General features: G+C 60.7%; 20 protein-coding genes and 1 riboswitch. Of the genes, 12 read left to right on the top strand and 8 right to left on the bottom strand.

Annotation, left to right across the window (positions count from 1 at the left end):
- Positions 1-61: 61 nt before the first annotated feature.
- Positions 62-955 (bottom strand): C40 family peptidase, encoded by an 894-nt coding sequence (locus IEX57_RS04470; protein ID WP_188702734.1) that lies wholly within the window; start codon positions 953-955, stop codon positions 62-64.
- Positions 956-1,251: 296 nt separating this feature from the next.
- Between IEX57_RS04470 and IEX57_RS04465 the strand changes: the two genes are divergently transcribed.
- On the top strand, positions 1,252-2,937 hold the full coding sequence (locus IEX57_RS04465; RefSeq protein ID WP_188702732.1) for an ABC1 kinase family protein: 1,686 nt from the start codon (positions 1,252-1,254) through the stop codon (positions 2,935-2,937).
- Positions 2,934-3,329: a VOC family protein gene (locus IEX57_RS04460; protein WP_229708706.1), complete on the top strand. Its 396-nt coding sequence runs from the start codon at positions 2,934-2,936 to the stop codon at positions 3,327-3,329. The genes IEX57_RS04465 and IEX57_RS04460 overlap by 4 nt, the downstream gene beginning before the upstream one ends.
- A 61-nt stretch (positions 3,330-3,390) precedes the next feature.
- Here the strand turns inward: IEX57_RS04460 and IEX57_RS04455 are convergent, their stop codons facing one another.
- The 3 genes from IEX57_RS04455 to IEX57_RS04445 all read right to left on the bottom strand — a co-directional run bounded on the left by IEX57_RS04455 (position 3,391) and on the right by IEX57_RS04445 (position 5,647).
- The gene (locus IEX57_RS04455) at positions 3,391-4,575 is read right to left on the bottom strand and encodes a DUF2863 family protein (RefSeq protein WP_188702730.1); all 1,185 of its coding nucleotides are present in this window, start codon (positions 4,573-4,575) and stop codon (positions 3,391-3,393) included.
- Positions 4,576-4,623: 48 nt separating this feature from the next.
- The gene (gene rnk / locus IEX57_RS04450; protein WP_188702728.1) at positions 4,624-5,016 is read right to left on the bottom strand and encodes a nucleoside diphosphate kinase regulator; all 393 of its coding nucleotides are present in this window, start codon (positions 5,014-5,016) and stop codon (positions 4,624-4,626) included.
- 106 nt (positions 5,017-5,122) lie between these two features.
- Positions 5,123-5,647: a GNAT family N-acetyltransferase gene (locus tag IEX57_RS04445; RefSeq protein ID WP_188702725.1), complete on the bottom strand. Its 525-nt coding sequence runs from the start codon at positions 5,645-5,647 to the stop codon at positions 5,123-5,125.
- 96 nt (positions 5,648-5,743) lie between these two features.
- Between IEX57_RS04445 and IEX57_RS04440 the strand changes: the two genes are divergently transcribed.
- On the top strand, positions 5,744-6,070 hold the full coding sequence (locus tag IEX57_RS04440; protein WP_229708702.1) for a YkgJ family cysteine cluster protein: 327 nt from the start codon (positions 5,744-5,746) through the stop codon (positions 6,068-6,070).
- 63 nt (positions 6,071-6,133) lie between these two features.
- On the opposite strand, the gene IEX57_RS04435 is transcribed toward IEX57_RS04440, so the two are convergent.
- Both IEX57_RS04435 and IEX57_RS04430 read right to left on the bottom strand, forming a co-directional pair.
- Positions 6,134-7,936: a DEAD/DEAH box helicase gene (locus IEX57_RS04435; protein WP_188702722.1), complete on the bottom strand. Its 1,803-nt coding sequence runs from the start codon at positions 7,934-7,936 to the stop codon at positions 6,134-6,136.
- A gap of 267 nt (positions 7,937-8,203) precedes the next feature.
- Positions 8,204-9,103 (bottom strand): mechanosensitive ion channel family protein, encoded by a 900-nt coding sequence (locus IEX57_RS04430; protein ID WP_188702719.1) that lies wholly within the window; start codon positions 9,101-9,103, stop codon positions 8,204-8,206.
- 178 nt (positions 9,104-9,281) lie between these two features.
- Here IEX57_RS04430 and IEX57_RS04425 point away from each other — a divergent pair, with 178 nt between their 5' ends.
- The 3 genes from IEX57_RS04425 (at position 9,282) to IEX57_RS04415 (ending at position 11,278) form a co-directional block, all read left to right on the top strand.
- Positions 9,282-9,611 carry a DMT family transporter gene (locus IEX57_RS04425; RefSeq protein ID WP_188702717.1) on the top strand — a complete coding sequence of 110 codons (330 nt, stop codon included), beginning with the start codon at positions 9,282-9,284 and terminating at the stop codon, positions 9,609-9,611.
- 158 nt (positions 9,612-9,769) lie between these two features.
- Positions 9,770-10,711 carry a FecR family protein gene (locus tag IEX57_RS04420; RefSeq protein WP_188702715.1) on the top strand — a complete coding sequence of 314 codons (942 nt, stop codon included), beginning with the start codon at positions 9,770-9,772 and terminating at the stop codon, positions 10,709-10,711.
- Between the two features lie 84 nt (positions 10,712-10,795).
- Complete coding sequence (locus IEX57_RS04415; RefSeq protein ID WP_188702713.1) at positions 10,796-11,278, top strand: WbuC family cupin fold metalloprotein; 483 nt, start codon at positions 10,796-10,798, stop codon at positions 11,276-11,278.
- Here IEX57_RS04415 and IEX57_RS04410 read toward each other — a convergent pair.
- Positions 11,275-11,652: a hypothetical protein gene (locus tag IEX57_RS04410; protein WP_188702711.1), complete on the bottom strand. Its 378-nt coding sequence runs from the start codon at positions 11,650-11,652 to the stop codon at positions 11,275-11,277. The genes IEX57_RS04415 and IEX57_RS04410 overlap by 4 nt on opposite strands.
- Positions 11,653-11,797: 145 nt before the next feature.
- Positions 11,798-12,253, bottom strand: coding sequence for a VOC family protein (locus tag IEX57_RS04405; protein ID WP_188702709.1), 456 nt, complete (start codon positions 12,251-12,253; stop codon positions 11,798-11,800).
- Between the two features lie 262 nt (positions 12,254-12,515).
- A riboswitch (guanidine-I (ykkC/yxkD leader) is annotated at positions 12,516-12,670 on the top strand.
- Positions 12,671-12,743: 73 nt separating this feature from the next.
- On the opposite strand from IEX57_RS04405, the gene IEX57_RS04400 reads away from it, so the two are divergent.
- The 6 genes from IEX57_RS04400 (at position 12,744) to uca (ending at position 20,702) form a co-directional block, all read left to right on the top strand.
- Positions 12,744-13,733: an ABC transporter substrate-binding protein gene (locus IEX57_RS04400; RefSeq protein ID WP_188702707.1), complete on the top strand. Its 990-nt coding sequence runs from the start codon at positions 12,744-12,746 to the stop codon at positions 13,731-13,733.
- Between the two features lie 62 nt (positions 13,734-13,795).
- Positions 13,796-14,641 (top strand): ABC transporter permease, encoded by an 846-nt coding sequence (locus tag IEX57_RS04395; protein ID WP_188702705.1) that lies wholly within the window; start codon positions 13,796-13,798, stop codon positions 14,639-14,641.
- A 6-nt stretch (positions 14,642-14,647) separates the two neighbouring features.
- Positions 14,648-15,481 carry an ABC transporter ATP-binding protein gene (locus tag IEX57_RS04390; protein WP_188702703.1) on the top strand — a complete coding sequence of 278 codons (834 nt, stop codon included), beginning with the start codon at positions 14,648-14,650 and terminating at the stop codon, positions 15,479-15,481.
- Between the two features lie 21 nt (positions 15,482-15,502).
- Entirely contained in the window at positions 15,503-16,309 is an 807-nt protein-coding gene (locus IEX57_RS04385; RefSeq protein WP_188702701.1) for an urea amidolyase associated protein UAAP1, read from the top strand.
- A 15-nt stretch (positions 16,310-16,324) separates the two neighbouring features.
- Positions 16,325-17,005, top strand: a complete 681-nt coding sequence (locus IEX57_RS04380; protein ID WP_188702699.1) for an urea amidolyase associated protein UAAP2 — start codon at positions 16,325-16,327, stop codon at positions 17,003-17,005.
- Between the two features lie 97 nt (positions 17,006-17,102).
- On the top strand, positions 17,103-20,702 hold the full coding sequence (uca, locus tag IEX57_RS04375; RefSeq protein ID WP_188702697.1) for an urea carboxylase: 3,600 nt from the start codon (positions 17,103-17,105) through the stop codon (positions 20,700-20,702).

The following is a 20,702-nucleotide window of genomic DNA, read 5'->3' as shown; positions in this document are numbered from 1 at the left end:
AAAAGCCCGCAAAAGCGGGCTTTTTGTCGGGTAGCGCGTCAGCCCCGCAGGGTGAGAGTAATCAACGCGTTTTTTTCTTGCTGGTGCTGCGCGCCGGTGCTTTCTTGCTGGCCGTCTTGCTGCTGGTTTTGGTCGCCGCAGCGGTGCTCTTGCCAGCCTTGGGCTTGGCGCAGACCGTCTCGACGTGTTTGTGCTTGCCTTTGCCCTTGGTAACCTTGCGGCAACTGCCGCCGCTGTTGTCCTGCACGCTCACGCCGGCAGCAGAGGCCGACTCGGACTGGTTGGATACGCGCGATGCACCGGCCACCGCCAGCAAGCTGGCCAGACTGGGTGCTTCACCGCTGACATCGGTCACGCGGCGGGCGCCGTCAAAGCGGGTGGTCCAGTAAGACTCGCCCATGTTGGCCACTTCAATATCGCGGCCGGTACGTGGCGAATGCACGAAACGGTTGTCGCCCAGATAAATGCCAACGTGAGAGAACCTGCGGCGCAGCGTATTGAAGAACACCAGATCGCCGGGCTTGAGTTCAGAGCGATCCACATCCCTGCCAGACTGGCTCATGCCCAGCGCATTGTGCGGCAGCGTGATATTGAGTGCGTTCTGGAATACATAACGGACAAAGCCGCTGCAGTCCAGACCGGACTCCGGCGTTTTACCGCCCCATTTGTACTTGACCCCGATCAGGCTCATGGCTTGCAGCAGCAACTGCTGTGCAGGCTGGGCGGGGTTGGGTGCGCCGTCGTCGGCCGCTTCGGCAGGTTTTTCAGCAGCGGTTTTTTCTGCGGCGGCTTTCTCTGCCGCTTTGGTGGACTTGCTGCTTTTGCCACCACCCAGCCAGCTGGACGCAGCCGGCTCTGAGGCCGCACTGGTGCCTGTTGCGGGAAGGTCGTCTGCCTGCGCCCCGTAAAACGTAAAGCCCAACACGAGGGCGAAAATCAGCCGATTACATTTCATGGGGGCAAACTGTATCGGTGTGACCTGATGCTGTAAAGCACGAATTTCGCCGTCGGCCCAGGCCCGCGGAAACGTTTTCAACAGGCTCACACAAGATTGACAAAAAGGAGGGGATCACAGGAAAAACAGTCAGAAAAAGAGAGGGAACGCCTTTCGAGACCATTGCCCTGCATTGGTTCCATCCCGGCAAAAATATTACATGCGAGTAAACAAAACGGCAGGGCAAGACAGCTTGTGTGCCCGAAATGGGTTATCTTGACCATGCATAGCCAACATAGCGGGAAACACACTCAAGCATGCTCAAGGAAACATTCACCGTCATGCGCGACTTGCCGCGCGTGCGGGAGATTATCTCGGTATTGATGCGCCACGGCCTTGGCAATCTGGTTCAGCGACTGGGGCTGGCCAAAGGTCTGGAGCGCGCCGGCGACCTGTTGCGCCTGCCCGGCGAACATGGCATCGAGTTACTGGACCCGCCCGTGCGCGTGCGCCGCGCGCTGGAGGAGCTGGGCCCGACCTTCATCAAGCTGGGCCAGGTGCTGGCAACGCGGGTGGATGTCTTTACGCCAGACTGGATTGCAGAGTTCGAAAAACTGCAATCACATGTGCCGCCCGTGCCGTTTGAAGAGCTACTGCCTGAGCTGACGCTGGTGCTGGGCCGTGACCCGCACGAAATCTTTCTGGAGCTGGACCCGCTGCCAGTGGGATCAGCCTCGATTGCCCAGGTGCACCGCGCTCGCCTTGTGACGGGCGAAGAGGTGGTGCTGAAAATTCGCCGCCCGGGCATTGTGGCCAAAATTGATTCTGATTTGCGAATCCTGCGGCAGATTGCCTCGCTGATGGAGTTCGAGTTTCCGGAAGCGCGCCGCTATCAGCCGGTGAAGATTGTCGATGAATTCGCCAAATCATTGCGCCGTGAACTGAGCCTGGCCGCCGAAGCACGCAATCTGGAGCGGTTTGCGCAGAACTTTTCTGACCACGCCGAGATTGAAATTCCGCGCATTCACTGGGAATACACCAATGAATTTTTGAATGTGCAAAGCTGGGTAGGTGGTCTTGCCGGCAATGATCTGGCCGCGCTGGAGGAAGGTGGTTACGATCGCAAGCTGCTGGCCGCGCGCGGGGCGGACGCCGTGCTGAAAATGGTGCTGATTGATGGCTATTTCCATGCCGATCCACACCCGGGCAACGTCAAATATCTGCCGGGCAACCGCATTGCCTTCCTCGACTTTGGCATGGTCGGCCGCCTGCCACATCAACGCCGTGACCAGATTGTCGATCTGCTGGCGGCGCTGGCGCGGCGCGACGAGCACGGCATTATGGACGTGCTGATGGAGTGGACTGGCGACACGGTGGTTGATGAAGAACTGCTGGCGGCCGATATCGCCGGTTTCATCTTCAATTATGAGAATCTGCCGCTGAAAGACATCCAGATTGGCGTGCTGCTGAGCGAAGTGGCCGTCATCATGCGCGAGCACGAGATTACGCTGCCGGCAGATCTGACACTGCTGTTCAAGGCGCTGATCACGCTGGAAGGCCTGGGCCGGCAGCTTAACCCTGATTTCCAGATGATTGCCCAACTGACCCCGTTCGTGCGCGAAGTGCTGGTCGATCGCTACAAGCCCCAGGCCTTGTACAAGCGTTCCAAAGAAGGCTTGGCGGATGCATTTGATCTGATCACAGGTCTGCCGCGGGATGTCGCCAAGCTGGTGCGGCAGGCGCGGCGCGGCAATTTCCGGGTTGATCTGGACCTCAAGCGGCTGGATCGCTTTGGTACGCAACTGGCCAAAAGCGCCAACCGGCTGACCATGGGTATCGTCACGGGCTGCCTGATTATTGGTTCTTCGATTGTGATCACCGTGAAGGCCGGCCCGATGTTGTTCGGCTTGCCCGCCTTCGGTTTTCTCGGATTTGCCATCGCCTTTTTCAATACGCTGTGGCTGATTTTCTCGATCTGGGTTTCAGGTAAGGAAGAGCAATGAACATGCCGGCACTGGTGATCGACCGGCTGGATCATCTGGTGCTGACCGTGGCAGATATCGCGGTGACTTGCGCTTTTTATCAGCGCGTACTGGGCATGCAGGTCGAAACGTTTGGCGAAGGGCGCAAAGCCCTGGTGTTCGGGCGTCAGAAGTTCAACCTGCATCAGCGCGGCCATGAGTTTGAGCCCAAAGCGCAGGCGCCGACGCCGGGCGCCATTGATGTATGCCTGATCACAGGCTTGTCGCCAGACGCCGTGGTTGCCCACCTCAAGGCGCAGGGTGTGCTGATTGAAGCGGGGCCGATCCAGCGCACGGGTGCGGCCGGGCCGATCATGTCGGTGTATTTTCGTGATCCGGATGGCAATCTGCTTGAGGTGGCGAGTTATCTCTGAGGCCGATCCGGCCCTGGAAAAACAAAACGGCCGTGAAGGCCGTTTTTTTGTGTCTTGCCGGTCAGTGCAGGTGTCGCGGTGCTTCGGCCTGGGCTTCGGCTTCTTCCGGCGGCTCTGCATGCAACACTTCGCCTTCCGGATTGGGATACAGCGGCGAGCCGCAGTCATCACAGTAATCCAGCGGAAAATCGTGCTCGTGAACCAGAATGTCCACGATGCCGGCGTCTTTGAGTTGCGCTTCGATTTCTGCCACGCAGTCCGTGCGTTCGTCCTCGCCATCCAGCAAGGGCCAGACCACGCCCTGGATCACCTTGTCATCGCCACGGCGCAAGAAACCGACGCGATACTCTTCCAGCCGCTTGCCGGCAAACGGGCCGATCACGGCCTGCAGGTCACGGGCGGTGATATTGAGTGTCAGCATCAAAAACGAGACCGTCGCCCGCAAGGCATACGCCCGCGAGGCGCGATCAGCCTCACGCCAGGTGCCGTGATACGCGCCGGGCAACAAGGTCTCTGACGCCGCGCCAGGCAGCAAGGGTTGCAGCACGGCGCCACCTTGGCGACGCCATTGGGTCTCTGCTTCTTCCTGATCGCCGTCGTCTTCCTGCCAGCGGAAAATTGCCTCACCCGCCGGCACCAGTACGGCGCCAATCACGTAGCGCGTGTCAGACAAGAAGGCGCGTGTTTCCGGCAGGGTGCGTGCATCCAGTTTCAGCGTGCCGCTGCCCTGGGCGGCCTTGGCCAGCGCCTGCAGCAATTCAAGCGTCGGCACAAAGCCGCGGGGCAACTGATCCGGGCTGAACAGGAAGTCGGCAATGGCGATGCGGGCATCCCGTGCGAACACATGGGCGCGCAATTGGGTTTGCGTATTGCGCACGGTGTCGGCGTTCATCGGGCCAGAGGCAATCTGCCAGCGCGACCAGGTCAGCAGCGGCGCGGTGAACAGCAGGGCGTCCCACGCTTTGCCGTCCACGGTCAGCCTGACTGATTCGCATGTGCTCTCAATGGCGTCGGCCAGAACGGTGTAGGCCTCGGCGTCGCCTTCGGCCAGTTGGTCCAGCGCGCTGGTGAGCGTGTCTTCATCACGATCCTGCAGCAGTTTCTCGACCAGCGTGGTCAGCCGGCTCAGCCAGAAATTGTCTTCCAGCCGGCTGGTCGAGGCGGCCATGCCCTCGGCCAGGCGGATAAGTTCGACTTCGTTGGCAGGGCTGCGGCCACGGCGGGCGGTGCGATTACGCTTGAGCATGCAAAAAGACCTGGATCGCAAAAGTGGATATCGCGTAATTCTAGCGCTTCACCGCGCGTTCCGGGGGTCTTGTCGCGTCACCGCCAATACCCTTAGCTGCAAGGTGCGCCCGCCCGGCGCCGGCCAGGCGATAGTTTGCCCGACCGACAAGCCCAGCAGCGCGCTGCCTACTGGCGCCAGAATGGAAATACGGCCGGCGGCAATGTCTGTGTCTTGCGGGTAGACGAGGGTGAAGGTGTGGCTGGCCCCGGTGGCGTCATCCACAAAGTGGGCGGTGCTGTTCATGCCGATGACGTCATCCGGCATGGCTTCGGGCTCTACGACTTGCGCGCGGGCCAGTTCGTTTTCCAGCGCGCTCAGGTCATCGGGCAGCCGGGCGATCAGTGTTTCCAGGCGTTCCAGATCCGGACGGGCAATCATCAGTGTGGGTTGACGGGTCATTTCGACTCTCCTTGTTCTGAATGTAATAAAGCCAGGCATGCGCCTGGCTTTTTTTTGCGGCCGCATTGTGCTGCGGCACTCAAGGAGTATAGGTCGCCCCGTGGTGTCAGGGCCTGGTAGTAATTGCCTGGTTTTCTGCCGACAAAGCCATCAGTGCCGCATCGTCGCCATAAGCAGGGGCGGCGGCAACGGGCTTGAATCCCCACTTGCGCCAGAACGGCGCAGCGCCGGCTACGGCAACAAGGCGGGTGAATTTGAGTCCGCGTTGTTTGCCCCAGTGCAGCGCGGCCTCAATCAGTCTGGGCGCTACGCCACGGCCCCGTGCATGCGGGTGTACTGCCAGGTCATGCAAAAAGTGCGTGTCCTGATGTTGTGGCAGGTGTTCCAGCGTTTTGCCCAAGGGTGGTGGGGCTTCGCCGGTCCAGGGGTGGGTGAAGAAATAGCCCAGCACCTGGCCGCCGGCTTCTGCCACCCAGCTGGAACCCGGCGACAAGCGCAGGCGCGCCGCAAAGGTTTCAACGGGTTCGTGAAACACGGGCTGGTAGCAAAGCCGCTGGATCAGATCAATGGCGGGCAGATCGAACAACGTGGCGGGGCGAACGACAAGTGCAGAATCCGGGTGTTGCAGCATAAAAGGTATCGTCTTGCGGGGAGGCGCAGTCTGCCTGTTTCGTGGCATCGCGGCAAGTCAGTACAATGACTGCCCGGTTTGATGAAACAGTTCGACATGAATCCTTGTTTGTCTTGTGGTGCTTGTTGCGCAGCGTTCCGCGTCACCTTTGATGTCTCGGAACTGGAAAGCGAAGGCGGCACCGTGCCTGATGGTGTGGCTGATCGCGAAACCAGTACGCTGTATCGCATGCGCGGTACCGATTACGCGCGCCCGCGCTGTATTGCGCTGGTGGGCGAGATCGGCAAGTCGGTGCATTGCGGCTTGTATCGGGAGCGGCCCAATCCTTGCCGGGAGTTTGCGCCTCTGGCTGAAATAGGGCAGTTCAGCGATGCCTGTAACCGGGCGCGCGCCCGCCATGGCTTGCCGCCACTTGAGTCATGAGTTTGTTGGGCGCCACAAACAACAACGCCTCCTTGCGGAGGCGTTGTGCTGTATCAGCCAGGCTTATTCGCCAGAGCGATCGCCACGACGGGAGAAATCGCCACCGCGCGGGCGACGGTCGCCGCCAAAGCGGTCATCGCGACGCGGCTGGTTAAAGCCACCTTCACGACGGGCGCCGTCACGGTTGAAACCACCTTCGCGATTGCCGAAGTCACGCTTCTCGCCGTAACCACCTTCGCGCTTGCCATAGCCGCCACGGTTTTCACGCGGAGCGCTGTCGCGGTTGAAACCGCCTTCACGCGGGGCGTATTCACGGTTGCCGGTTTCGCGGTTGCCGAAATCACGCTTCTCGCCGTGACCGCCTTCGCGGTTGAAACGGTTTTCGCGCGGGGCGCTGTCACGGTTGAAGCCACCATCGCGCTGACCGTCACGGTTGTTGCGATAGCCACCTTCCGGACGCGGACGGTTTTCAAAGCTGCGTTCCTGACCGCCTTCCAGATTGCCGTTACGACGATCGCGGAAGTAGTTGTTTTCACGCGGTGCGTGTTCGCGGTTTTCGTTGTTGAAACGCGGGGCGCTGTCGCGCTGACCGTAACCTTGACGATCGCCACCTTGACGCGGAGGACGGTCACCAAACGAGCGGCCGCCATTCGGACGACGGTCGTCGGTGCGGCGCTGGTTCGGCTGGAAGCGCGATTCCAGGCCTTCCAGGGTCATGGTTTCAAAGTTGACTTGATAACGCTTCTTGATGCGGGTCAGCAGCACGAAGTCGTTACGGGTCACCAGCGAAATGGCGCGACCGGAGCGACCAGCACGGCCGGTACGGCCAATGCGGTGGATGTAATCTTCAGAGAAGCGCGGCAGATCAAAGTTGATCACCTGGCCGATACCGGCCACGTCGATACCGCGGGCGGCCACGTCGGTGGCAACCAGCATGTCGATTTCGCCGCGGCGCAGCTTGTCCAGCACCTTGCGACGGCTGCGTTGCGGCAGGTCACCGTGCATGGCATCAGCCTTCAGGCCGGCAACACGCAACCAGTCAGCGATGCCATCAGCATCAGCCTTGGTGGCGGTAAAGATGATCGATTGCGTACCGGCAGCAGCTTCGGCCAGTGCGGCGGTCAGCTTGAGCTTGTGCTCGTAGCCGTCGGCATAGTGTACGGATTGCTCAACGTTGGCCGTCGGCAGACCTTGCGGGGCCAGTTCTACCTTGCGCGGATCGCGCAGCATCGGACGGGCGAAGTCCTGCACGGTTTCCGACAGCGTGGCGGAGAACAGTGCGGTCTGGCGCTCTTGCGGCAGTTCGGCCACGATGGCTTCGATGTCGTCAATGAAGCCCATGTCCAGCATGCGGTCGGCTTCGTCCAACACCAGCAGTTCCAGACGGCGGAAATCAATACGGCCGCTGCGCATCAGGTCCATCAGACGGCCCGGGGTAGCGACGACGATTTCAACCGGCTGTGCCAGTTGCTTGTGTTGAATCGGGTACGGCACACCACCGACCAGGCTCACCACTTTGCAGCGCGGAATGCGGCGGCTGAATGCCATGGCAACTTTGGATACTTGCTCGGCCAGTTCGCGGGTCGGGGTCAGAACCAGAACGCGCGGACCCTTGCCATGATGCTTGGGCGGGCGTGCCAGACGGTTGAGTGCGGGCAGCAAAAAGGCTGCGGTCTTGCCGGTGCCGGTCTGGGCAGATGCCATCAGATCGTGGCCTTCCAGCAAAACGGGGATCGCGGCGGCTTGTACCGGAGTGGGGTTGTGCAGACCTTGCGAGGTCAGTTCTTGCACAATTTCGGTAGCAAGGCCGAGCGACGAGAAAGAGGTGTCCTGATCCTGAGCCGGATCATGGGCTGCGTGCGACATGATTGTTTCCTGGTTACGGTTGGCCGGCTGCAAAAGGGCCGGCGAGCATCGACCTAACCAAAAAGACAACCGCAATCAAACATCGAACGCAGGGCGGCAAAAGGTCAGGGGGCGATGAAATTTCAAGCGGGACCACGTTGTCCCGAGGCGAAGGGCAAGACTATATAGATGTTTTGTAGGCCTCGCAACAAAATTTACAGATTTTTCTTAATTTGTCGGTAACAAAACTACATTTTTGCACAATGACCGCCCACGCCGCCGATCTGGTCAGCGCGGCGTCACCCTGGGCTTGCCGGCAACCGGCTCTTCTTTGCCGGTATTGGCCGGAATAACGCCCGCTGCCGGCAGTGCTGCCAGGTATTCGCGCAGCACGCGTTGTTCAATCCGCGCTCGCTGTCCCAGCGGCACTGGCAATTGCAAATGCAAGTTGACCGCCTCGCGGTCATCCAGCGAAATCCGCACCCGCGGCTCGGTGGGCGGTGTATCCACCGCGTAATTGCGCTCCAGTTCTCGCACATGCATGGCCAGGTCTGCGGCGTATTCTTCAATGACCGCAGCCCCTGCCTGCAAGAGGGCGGCCTCAGCCAGGTGCCAGTCTTCGCCGCGGTTCAGTGCAATGTGAATGCTCTGCAGTACGTACGCGCCCAGCATGGTTTCGTTGTAGACCGGCGTGGACAGGAACATGGAGTTGGGAATTACCACGCCGCGCCCGACGGTGCCTTTGTTGGGCAGTGCTGCAGAAGATTCGATCAGCGTGGTGTTCAACAGATTCATGTCGATAACCCGGCCGCGAATCTGGCCAACCTCAATGCGGTCGCCCACTTCGAATGCGCGGCTGGTCGTGCGGTAAATCGAGCCCAGGATACACATGATGATTTCTTTGGTGCCGATCACAATGGCCGCGGCAATGGCAACCAGCGAGACGGCAAACGCCTCGATCTCATGACCCCAGATCACCACCGTGCCCAGCACAAACAGGATCAGCGAGGCATTGCGCGAGTAAACCATCAGCCGGCGTTTGTCTTCCGGCTGCAGCTTGCTGCGACGCAGGATGGCCCGCCGCACCATGGAATGCATGAACAGGAGGAAGATGATCAATCCGAGCGAAATGAACAGATCACGCAGGAAGGCAACGTCAGTAATGGTCGAGAGCAGATCTTTGAGCATGCGAAAACCGGGAAGGGACAACACAGCGATTGTAGCAGGGCACTTTGCCCCGCCAGGCAATTAGCGCGCTTGTCTGATACCGGCGGCAAGCGTCAAGCCAAATCCTGCCAGACTTGCGTCTTGACGAATATCAGGGCGATTGGTGGAATCGGCTTTTCGCAGGAAAAGGAGCGGGACAATGAACTGGGTCTGGCTGGCCATTGCCATTGTGGCGGAAGTCATTGCGACGTCTGCGTTGAAGGCGGCAGACGGATTCTCGAAACTGGTGCCCTCCGTCATAGTGGTCCTGGGCTATGCCGTGGCATTTTATTGTCTGGCTCTGACGCTGCGCAGTATCCCGGTTGGCATTGTCTATGCCATCTGGTCAGGGGTCGGCATTGTGCTGATCTCGCTGGTTGGGTATTTCGTGTATCGGCAAGCGCTGGATCTGCCTGCGATAATCGGGCTTGGCCTGATTGTCGCCGGGGTCGCCGTGATCAACGTGTTTTCCCGGTCCGGCGTGCACTAGTCATGAACGCAATGCCCGTGGCGGATTGATAACCCGCAGGGTGGCCCCATTCACGTACAGACCGGCATCTGCCGCATCCGCTTGTTACAAACAGTCGACCCGCACTCTGCCAGACTGTTTACAGAACCAATAATCCGGACCTCACCGGAGGAGGCACCATGATCAATTCAAGTCTGCTGCGCTGGCTACTGGCTGCGCTGCTGACGTGCCTGCCGCTCAGCGCAATGGCCGCATCCGGCCAGGTGGCCGCCATGGGCGGGCTTGTGACCGCCGCGCACCCGGACGGCAAAACCGACGTCCTGCACAAGGGCGACGACATCAACAAGGGTGATGTCATTGCCACCAGCGCCAACAGCTGGGTGGTGCTCAAGATGGAAGACGGTGCCAGCCTGACGCTGCGCCCCAATGGCAAGCTGCGCATCATTGATTACGTTTACGACCCGGACAATCCGCAAAACGGCCGCAGCTGGCTGTCGCTGCTGCAGGGCGCTTTGCGTTCGGTGACGGGTGCCATTGGCAAGCTCAACCATGACAGCTACCAGCTGACCACGCCGACGGCCACCATTGGCATCCGTGGTACTGACTATGATGTGGATGTCGTGCCGCCGGGCAATGAACAAGGCCTGGCGCCAGGGACATACCATACCGTTCATACAGGCGGCACAACGATTCGTGGCAAGGATGGCGGCGTCGTCAATGTTTCGCCCAAACAGGATGTGTTCACGGGCGAAAGTGCGCCCCGGCCGCGCCGCATGAAAGCGCGTCAGGACAGCATGTGGGCCAGCATTGCCAATTTTGATTTCAAGGAAAAGATCGACGGCGTACTTGATGGCATCCACAAGCGCGTGCATGGCGGCTATACGCTGAACCCGCAATCGCTGAGCCGTGGCCGTGACCAGGTGATGCGATATCTGGATGCGCATCCGGAAGAGACATCGCGCCGGGCGCTGCACGAAGCCCGCGGCAAACAAGGCGCACCGGAAGCGGCCATGCAGACGCATCCGCAGTACAACAAGTGGCAGCCAGGCAAACCCTTGCCGCCGGTGCGTGAGCGCAGCCGCCCGCATCAAGGTGCCGGACACAAACAAAACCGCGACTAAGCGGCCAGCCCGCAGCAGATGACAAACGGGTCAGCAAGGCCCGTTTGTTTTTTGCCGTGGCACAACACCAGGGACAGAAAACCTATGAAACAGATCGACCGACATCAACTTGCCGTGCTGGCCGCCAGCGCCGCTGCATCGCCGCGCCTGCGCGCCAACTACAACCTGCACCCGGAACTGGCTGATCCCATTCAGCGCCTGGCCATTGCCATGGAACCGGGCACCTATGTGCGCCCGCACCGTCATCCGCACACCTGGGAGTTACTGTTCCCGCTGCAGGGGCGCTTTCTGGTGCTGCATTTTGATGAAGCCGGCGTGGTGATTGATCGCGCCATTCTGGGCGAGGAATCGGCCATTCTGGAAACGCCGGCCGGCACCTGGCACGCGGTGCTGTCGCTGGACGTGGGCGGGGTGATTTTCGAGGTCAAACACGGCCCGTACATGCCGATTGCGCCTGAGGACTACACCACCTGGTCGCCAGCCGAGGGTGAGGCCGGGGTGGCTGAGCTGATGCGCTGGTACGCGACCGCACAAATTGGCGATCGCTACCTGGGCGTGGCCGCTTAACCTTTTTCGATAAACCCGCCGCCGGCCGGTGCCGGCGTGAGGCTGCGCCGGTCGTACACGCTGGCGGGGGTTGCAGCGGGGCGGCCTTGTGCGCCGTCTTCGTTTTGCGGTGCAATGCGCTTTTCTATCTGCAACCGCCGCAGCCACACCTGCGTGGATAGCTCCGGCATGACCTGCATGACGGGCGCAGCGGTGGGCGTCGGGGCTTCGACATCCATAGTGGTGTCGTCCGGCTCATCGCCTTGCTCGGGCGCGTGCGGGGTGGTGTGGCGGGAGAGATTGAAGCCGGCTCGTGGTGCGCCGGGTTTTGCGCGGATCGCGGCGGACTGCATGATGCTCGCCACGGGACCGCTGCCACGTAGGTCGATCGTCATGGAAGCACTCCGGTTGTTTGATATACATCATCCGGATTTCGTGCTTTTGTGGCTGTGACATGTTGCGGCCAATCAAACGTAAATATTTAGTATTTTGCGCCAAGTGACTGACCGGATTGAGTTTTCTTCAAGCCGGAGCCGCACATCACAATGCGGCCATGCGCCGCTTCATTTCTTCTTCAGATACATCTTCAACGTGCGTGGCCAGGTGCCAGTCATAACCATCCGGATCAACCACAGAGCCTGAGCGGTCACCGTAAAACTGGTCTTGCACTGGCCGGGTCAGTCTGGCGCCCAACTGCACCGCCCGGGCGACCGTGGCATCGACATCCGGCACATACAACACAATGCTCAGCGGACAGCCGCCCACGCGCAACGGGCTGCGGCAGCCGTTTTCCAGGTTTTCATCGGCCAGCATCACCACCGCGCCGTTGATAACCAGTTCTGCGTGACGAATCTTGCCGGTGGGGTCTGGCATGCGCATGCGTTCGGTGGCGTTGAACGCGGCTTTGTAGAAGTCGATCGCTTTGGCGGCGTTATCGCTGATGAGGTAGGGCGTGATGGCCTGGTAGCCATCCGGAATGGGTTTGACTGCACTCATGATCTGTCTCCGCAAAAGGGATGGGTGCAGGCGGAATGCACCAAAAAGGGGATATTTCTGTTTTTGCTTGCACCAAAAACACGCTAGACAAAATACGGCGGCATGGCGGGTTTTTTGTTTTGCCGGTATTGCCCAAAACAAATTGTCTTTATTTATCAGCCAAATACGCAGATTTACCAACGGTAACGGCGCCGTTTGATCTGCGCAGGCATGCCACTTGCATTAGATGACAGCACGAGAGGTGCGACATGTTCGCATCGTCTTTCAGGAAAGCTAGGGTTCCGGTCCCTGCGGGGATGAATGACTGGTCCGAGAGCTTTCCGGCCCTCCATCACACGGTGATGACTGCCCGACAAGCCGCAACGCGGCTTTGCCTGGTTGCCAGGGGCTCCACGGCGGGACAAAAGCCCGGGAGGTCGCGACAGATACAGTGTATGTGCACATGGTCTGCCCGCCTCTCGTACCCGAATTGTCCAAGAGGAGCCTTGCCATGTTTGCCCGCCAAGCTGTCCGCCGTACCCTCTGTCGTCTTGCTGCCATCTCTTTTGTCATGTTCTCCGCCTGGTCGCCCATTGCCCGCGCCGAGGTCAAGGTCGGCGTGTCCGACTGGCCGGGCTGGGTAGCCTGGTACGTGGCTGAACAGAACGGCTATTTCAAGAAATATGGCGCTGACGTGAAACTCGTCTGGTTTGCCAACTACACCGATTCCATTTCGGCGCTATCCAGCGGCCAGCTGGATGCCAACTCCCAGACCTGGTCTGACACCATGGCACCGCTGGCCAAGGGCGTGCCGGTCAAGGCGGTGCTGGTGAACGACAACTCGTTCGGCAACGACGCCCTGATGGTTGGCCCAGGCATCAAGTCTTTTGCTGATCTCAAAGGCAAGACCATCGCGCTGGAGCAATACAGCATCTCGCACTTTGTGCTGGTGACCGCGCTGGAAAAACACGGCATGTCGCTCAAGGACGTGAAGCTGACCAATTTGTCCGCCGGCGATGCTGCAGCGGCATTCATGGCCGGCCGGGTTGATGCGGCGGTGGTGTGGAACCCGTGGGTGAACACCATCCAGACTTCCGGCAAGGGCCACGCGCTCTTCACCTCCAAAGACATGCCGGGCCTGATTCCGGATTTGCTGGTGGCGCAAGACAAGGCCATCCAGACCAAGCGCAAGGAACTGGTCGGCATGATCAAGGCCTGGTACGACGCGCAGGCCTACATCAGCAGCCATCCGGATGAAGCCTCGAAGATCATGTCCAAAGTGGTCAGCATGAAGCCGGACGAATACAAGGCCTTCTTGCCTGGTACTCGCTTCTTTACCGCCAAGGACAACGCTGACGCCTTCAACCCGGCCAGCCCGACTTCGCTGGCCGCCGTGGCGCCGACCATCAATAAATTCCTGCTGGAAAACAAACTGGTTGATGGCAAGCCTGACTTTGCCAAAGGCCTGGATGGCTCGCTGGTCAAGGAAGCCGCCAAGTGATGCACGGTGCGGGCTGGCCGCCCGCACCTACGCCGTCTGACACCACAAGAGGGGGAACGCCCATGTCTGCACCAGAAACCATTCCGGCGCGCAATGCGGCCAGCACGGCCACGCCCCGGCGCACTACTTTCTGGGCGATCCGCGGTCAGTTGGGCCGGCGGCAATATGCGTTGATCGCCCTGGCTGGCCTGTTGTTGCCACTCGTACTGTGGTGGGCGCTGGCCGCCACGCAATGGGTGTCGCCGGTGTTCCTGCCGGGCCCGGCCCAGGTGGCAGAGCGGCTGGGTCAATGGTGGACCGATGACAATCTGGGCGCCGATATGGCCATCAGTGCCTGGCGTGTCTGTGCCGGCTGGGCGCTGTCGCTGCTGGTGGCGCTGCCACTGGGTTTGCTGATCGGCACGTTCCGCCCGGTACAAGCACTGCTGGAGCCGCTGACCGACTTTATCCGCTACATGCCGGCCGTGGCGTTTGTGCCGCTGGTCATGCTGTGGGTGGGGATTGATGAAGGCGCCAAAGTGGCGGTGATTTTCATCGGCACGTTTTTCCAGATGGTACTGATGGTGGCCGAAGACGTGCGCCGCGTGCCGGATGCGCAGATCGAAGCCGCCCAAACCATGGGCGCCACCCGCAGCGAGATCATCCGGCTGGTGATCATTCCCTCGGCCAGACCAGCCTTGCTGGATACCTTGCGCATCACCATGGGCTGGGCCTGGACTTACCTTGTGGTGGCAGAACTTGTCGCCGCCAACTCTGGCGTGGGGTTTGCCATTCTCAAGGCCCAGCGCTTTTTGCAGACCGACAAAATCTTCGGCGGCATTTTGCTGATCGGCGCCATGGGGCTGGTGATCGATCAAGCGTTCCGTCTGGTGCATCGCCTGGCGTTTCCATGGCTGGCCAAGAGGTAAACACCGATGACACAGAAAATTGAAATCCGCAGCGTCAACAAGGTTTTTGGTCGCGGCGCCCAGGCAGTGCAGGCGCTGCAAGATGCCAACCTTAATATCGGGGATAACGAGTTCATCACCTTTGTGGGCGCGTCCGGCTGCGGCAAATCCACCCTGTTGCGCATGATTGGCGGGCTGGAAACGCCCACCAGCGGGCAGATTGCCGTAGATGGCCGGGCGATTGATGGCCCGGGCGCAGACCGCGCCATGGTGTTCCAGCACTACAGTCTGTACCCGTGGCTGAATGTCATGGACAACATCAAGTTCAGCCGGCGGCTGGCGGTAAACCAGCAAAACCGCACCAGCGCAGATGTCGAGCAAGCCAGCGGCCGCGCCGACGCCTTGCTGAGCCTGATGGGGCTGACCGCTGCGGCTGACAAATATCCGGCGCAGTTGTCCGGCGGCATGCAGCAGCGCGTGGCCATTGCGCGGGCGCTGATGAGCAAGCCGCGCATCTTGCTGATGGATGAACCCTTCGGCGCGCTGGATGCGCAAACACGTGAAGTCATGCACGACCTGATCTGCCACGTGCGGCGGCTGGAGAAAGTCACCATCGTCTTTGTCACGCACGACGTGGAAGAGGCCATTTACCTGGGCGACCGGGTGGTGCTGATGGCGCCGCGCCCGGGCCGGATTGACTCGCTGTACCACGTGCCGCTGCCGTTTGCCCGCAATCAGGACATGAAACTGGCACCTGAATTCCTGCGCCTGAAGCGCGAGATTCTGGACCGCATCCGGGAGACCGCCGGAGTGAAGACGGATCTGGAACAACTACAAAAACTGTCTGGCGCGACCGCCTGATGCTTGTGGCAAGGAGTGAGCATGACCGATTTTTCACGCATACCCGCCAACCCGCCTTCTGCCAGCCCGGTTGATACGCCCGAGTTCTGGCGCCAGTTCGCCGCTGATCTACCACAGGACAAAGTCATGTGGTCAGAGATCATGCCGGGCGGCGCGCACTGGTCTGGCGTTATGCCGCGTGGCAGCAGCCTGCGCTTTGTCATGCTGGAGGCCGGGGCCAATGTCTCGCTGGTGTTGTACAGCGCCAAAGAAAAGCTGGAGCGCTACAGCATGCCGGACTCGCTCAAGGCGCAGCACACCGCCCATTACACCCGTGGCCACGTATTGATGAGCGACATGGGCCGCTCGCTGGCCTCCATCACCGCCGATACGCTGGGCTGGCATGACCCGCTGGGCGCCGTGCTTGATGCCGAAACCTGCCAGCGCAAATACGGCGAACGCAATTTCGAGTCTGCCCGCAACGCCATGTATCGCAACGGCAAAGATGGGCTGTTGATTGAAATTGGCAAATACGGCCTGACCAAGCGTGACTTGATCGCGCCGGTCAATCTGTTCAGCAAGGTGGTGGTTGATCCGCAAGGGCGTTTTGTGTTCGTGCCAGGGCACGGCAAGGCCGGGGATTACGTCGAGTTGCGGTTTGATATGGACACGCTGATTGCGTACTCCAGCGCGCCGCATCCGCTGGACCCGCGTCCTGATTACGCCCCGGCAAAAACCGGCCTTGTGGCATGGCGCTCCGGCAGTGCGGCGGCAGATGACTTTTGCCGCCAGTTCCGCCCGGAAAACGCCCGCGCGCTGCATAACGCCGATATGCAATATCTGGTCTGACTGAAGGGGAAGGATATGACCGTCATCGACAACGAAGTCACCACCACGGCCACGGCCTTTCGCGTTCAGGAAAGCACGCTGGACCCGGCCCGGGCCGCGCTTGACCACTACCAGCCCGCGGGCGAGCCGTGGCTGCATCCCGTCAAAAAGGGCCAGACGCTGCGCATTGTGGATCTTGAAGGCAATCAGGCCGCAGACGTGCTGTTCTACAACGGCAATGACATCAGCGAGCACTACAGCGCAACCGAAACCATGCTGCGGCAGGGCGGCATTTACCTGACCACGGGCACCACGCTGTACTCGTGCGATGCCAACCCGATGCTGACCATTGTGGCCGACACCTGCGGGCGTCACGACACGCTGGGCGGCGCCTGCGCGGCTGAAAGCAACACCGTGCGCTACGCCCTGCAAAAAAAGTACATGCATTCGTGCCGCGACAACTATCTGCTGGCCATGCAGCACGCTGATATCGGCCTGACCAAGCGCGATCTGGTGCCCAATATCAATTTCTTCATGAATGTCCCGGTGACTGAAGCGGGCGCACTCAAGTTTGATGACGGCGTTTCCGGCCCGGGCAAGTACGTTGAATTGCGCGCCGAAATGGATGTCTGGGTGTTGATCTCCAATTGCCCGCAACTGAACAACCCCTGCAATGCGTGGAACCCGACCCCGATCCGGCTCTTGATCTGGGATTGATCCGGCCCGCCATCGCACCGTCACTTTTGCACACCGGGACGACCCGGCGCTGCACGCCTTTCCGCGGGACGACCCGCACGCCGTCAAGGGCGCCATCATGTTCAGCAAGGTTCTGATTGCCAATCGCGGCGAAATTGCTTGCCGCATCATCCGTACTCTCAAAAAACTGGGCATTGCCTCTGTCGCGGTGTATTCCGAGGCTGACCGCCATGCGCAACACGTGCAAATGGCCGACGAAGCCATTTGCATCGGCCCGGCGCCGGCTGCGCAAAGTTATCTGTTGGCCGATACCATCCTGGCCGCCGCCCGCCAGTCTGGCGCGCAAGCCATTCATCCGGGCTACGGTTTTTTGTCTGAGAACGCCGCTTTTGCCGAGGCCTGTGCCGCCAGCGGCATTGCTTTTATCGGCCCCAAGCCGGCCCATATGCGCGCCTTTGGCCTGAAACACACCGCGCGTGAACTGGCGCAGCAAAACGGTATTCCGCTGCTGCCGGGCACGGGCCTGCTGGCCGATGCCGCCGCAGCACGGGTTGCGGCAGCGCAAATCGGCTACCCGGTCATGCTTAAAAGTACGGCCGGTGGCGGGGGCATTGGCATGCAACTGTGCCGGGATGAAACCCAACTGGCTGAAGCCTGGCAGACGGTAGAGCGGCTCTCGAAAAACAACTTCAAGGATGGCGGTATCTATCTGGAGAAGTTTGTCGAATACGCCCGTCACCTTGAGGTGCAGATTTTTGGCAGCAGCGATGGCACGGTTATTCATCTTGGCGAGCGTGATTGCTCCACCCAGCGCCGCAATCAGAAGGTGATTGAAGAAACCCCCGCGCCGCATCTGAGTGCGGAACAGCGCAAAAACTTGTGCGACACCGCCGTGCGGCTGGTGTCCTCGGTGGGTTATCAATCTGCCGGCACCGTCGAGTTTGTGTTCGATACGCGCTCTGGCGAGTTCTATTTCCTGGAGGTCAACACCCGTTTGCAGGTGGAGCACGGCGTCACTGAACTCGTCACCGGTGTTGATCTGGTGGCATGGATGCTGCAAGCCGCAGCCGGCGAGGGGCCAGACCTTGGCGCTTACCAGCATCAACCACAAGGCGCGGCCATGCAGGTGCGGGTCTACGCCGAAGATGCCAACAAGCAGTTCCAGCCGTCGGCCGGCCTGTTGACCGAAGTCAGTTTTGGCGAGGGCGCGCGCGTTGATAGCTGGGTAGAGCGGGGCACGGATGTGCCTGCGTTTTATGATCCGCTACTGGCCAAGGTGCTCACACATGGTCAGGACCGGGCCGAGGCGCTGGCGCGCATGCAGGCCACCCTGGCGCAAACCCGGCTGGATGGCATCGAGACCAATCTTGAGTATCTGCGGCAGATTCTGGCCGACAGCACCTTTGCCCAGGGGCGTCAGATCACCCGTTATCTGTCCACGTTCGCCTATGCGCCGCATACCATCGACGTGCTGGATGCCGGCGTGCAAAGCAGCATTCAGGATTACCCCGGCCGTACCGGCTACTGGCATATCGGCGTGCCGCCGTCCGGCCCCATGGATAGCCGCGCCATGCGCCTTGCCAACAAGCTGGTCGGCAATGCGGATGACGCCGCCGCGCTGGAGCTGACCGTCACCGGCCCGACCTTGCGCTTTAACAGCGCGACCGTCATCGCACTGACTGGCGCCGCCATGCGGGCCACGCTCAATGGCCAGCCGTTGCCGCAATGGCAGGCAGTGCCTGTCCGGGCGGGCGATCAGCTGGCCATCGGCGCTATCGAGGGTGGCGGTTGCCGCAGTTATCTGGCAGTGGCCGGCGGGTTTGATGTGCCGGATTATCTGGGCAGCAAATCCACCTTTACCCTGGGCCAGTTTGGTGGTCACGGTGGCCGTACCCTGCGCGCGGGTGATGTGCTGCATCTGGGCAAGGCCCACGGTCAGCCGGTAGATATGCAGGGCGGCGCGGTGCCGGCCTATCCGGCCCATTGGGAAATCTCTGTGCTGTACGGCCCGCACGGCGCGCCGGATTTTTTCACCGAAGCCGATGTAGACATGTTTTTCAGCACGGACTGGGAGGTGCATTACAACTCCAGCCGTACCGGCGTGCGCCTGATTGGCCCCAAGCCGGTCTGGGCACGTACGGATGGTGGCGAAGCCGGCCTGCACCCGTCCAATATTCATGACAACGCCTACGCCATCGGTGCCATCGACTTCACGGGCGACATGCCCGTTATCCTGGGGCCGGATGGCCCAAGCCTGGGTGGCTTTGTCTGCCCGGCGGTGATTGTCCAGGCAGAGTTGTGGAAAATGGGGCAGTTGCGCCCGGGCAATACCGTGCGCTTCAAGCGCGTCAGTCAGGCGGATGCGGCAGCACTGGAAGCGGCGCTGGAAGCATCTATCGACCAATTGGCTGCACCAGCGGCGGTTGAACTCACCCCCAGCCAGGATGAGCCCGTGGTGCTGAGTTTGCCGGCCACCGCAGCGCGGCCGGCGCTGGTGTGCCGGCAGGCGGGCGACAAATACCTGCTGGTCGAATACGGCCCGCTGGTGCTGGATCTGGACCTGCGTTTCCGCGTGCAGGCGCTCTACAACAGTTTCGATGCCGCGCAACTGACCGGGGTGATCGACCTGACGCCGGGCATCCGCTCGCTGCAGATTCACTACGACAGCCGTGTCTTGCCGCTGGCGCAATTGCTGGTGCAGGTTCAGCAGGCCGAGGCCGCCTTGCCGGCGATTGACGACATGACCGTGCCGTCACGCATTGTGCATCTGCCGCTCAGTTGGGATGACCCGGCAACGCGCCTGGCGATCGAGAAATACATGCAGTCCGTGCGCCCGGACGCACCGTGGTGCCCCAGCAATATCGAGTTCATTCGCCGCATCAACGGGCTGGACAGTATTGAGGACGTAAAGCGGATTGTGTTTGACGCCAGTTATCTGGTGATGGGTCTGGGTGATGTGTATCTGGGCGCGCCAGTTGCCACGCCGCTGGACCCGCGCCACCGCCTGGTGACCACCAAGTACAACCCGGCGCGCACGTGGACGCCGGAAAACGCGGTGGGCATTGGTGGCGCGTATATGTGCGTGTACGGCATGGAAGGGCCCGGCGGCTACCAGTTTGTCGGCCGGACCATCCAGATGTGGAATCGCCACAAAACCACGCGTGACTTTGTGCCCGGCAAGCCGTGGCTGTTGCGGTTCTTCGACCAGATCCGTTTTTACCCGGTCAGCGGCGAAGAGTTGTTGACGCTGCGCGAGGATTTTCTGCAAGGGCGGTTTGAACTCAAGATCGAGCACACCGAGTTCAAACTGGGCGACTACAACCGTTTTCTGGCAGACAACGCCGCCAGCATTGCCGCCTTCAAAACCGCCCAGCAAGCCGCGTTTGATGCCGAACGCGCGCATTGGGAGGCCACTGGCGCCAACAACTACAGCATGGAGCAGGCCAGCAGCAGTGCGGCGCAAGAAGACGAGTTGCCTGATGGCGCGCGCGGCATTCCCAGTCAGGTGGCGGGCAATGTCTGGCAAGTGCCGGTCAAAGAGGGTGATGTGGTGGCCGCGGGCGATGTGATCATGGTGGTTGAATCCATGAAGATGGAAATCAACGTCACCGCGCCGGCCTCGGGCAAGGTACTCAAGGTATTGTGCCAGTCGGGCACGCCGGTCAGCGCCGGGCAGAATCTGCTGGTGATCCAGCCGGAAGAAACCGTGCCGGCCTAG

Origin of the sequence: Silvimonas iriomotensis (assembly GCF_014645535.1) — a bacterium.
Lineage (GTDB): Bacteria > Pseudomonadota > Gammaproteobacteria > Burkholderiales > Chitinibacteraceae > Silvimonas > Silvimonas iriomotensis.
This window is presented reverse-complemented; position numbering and strand designations above follow the sequence as displayed.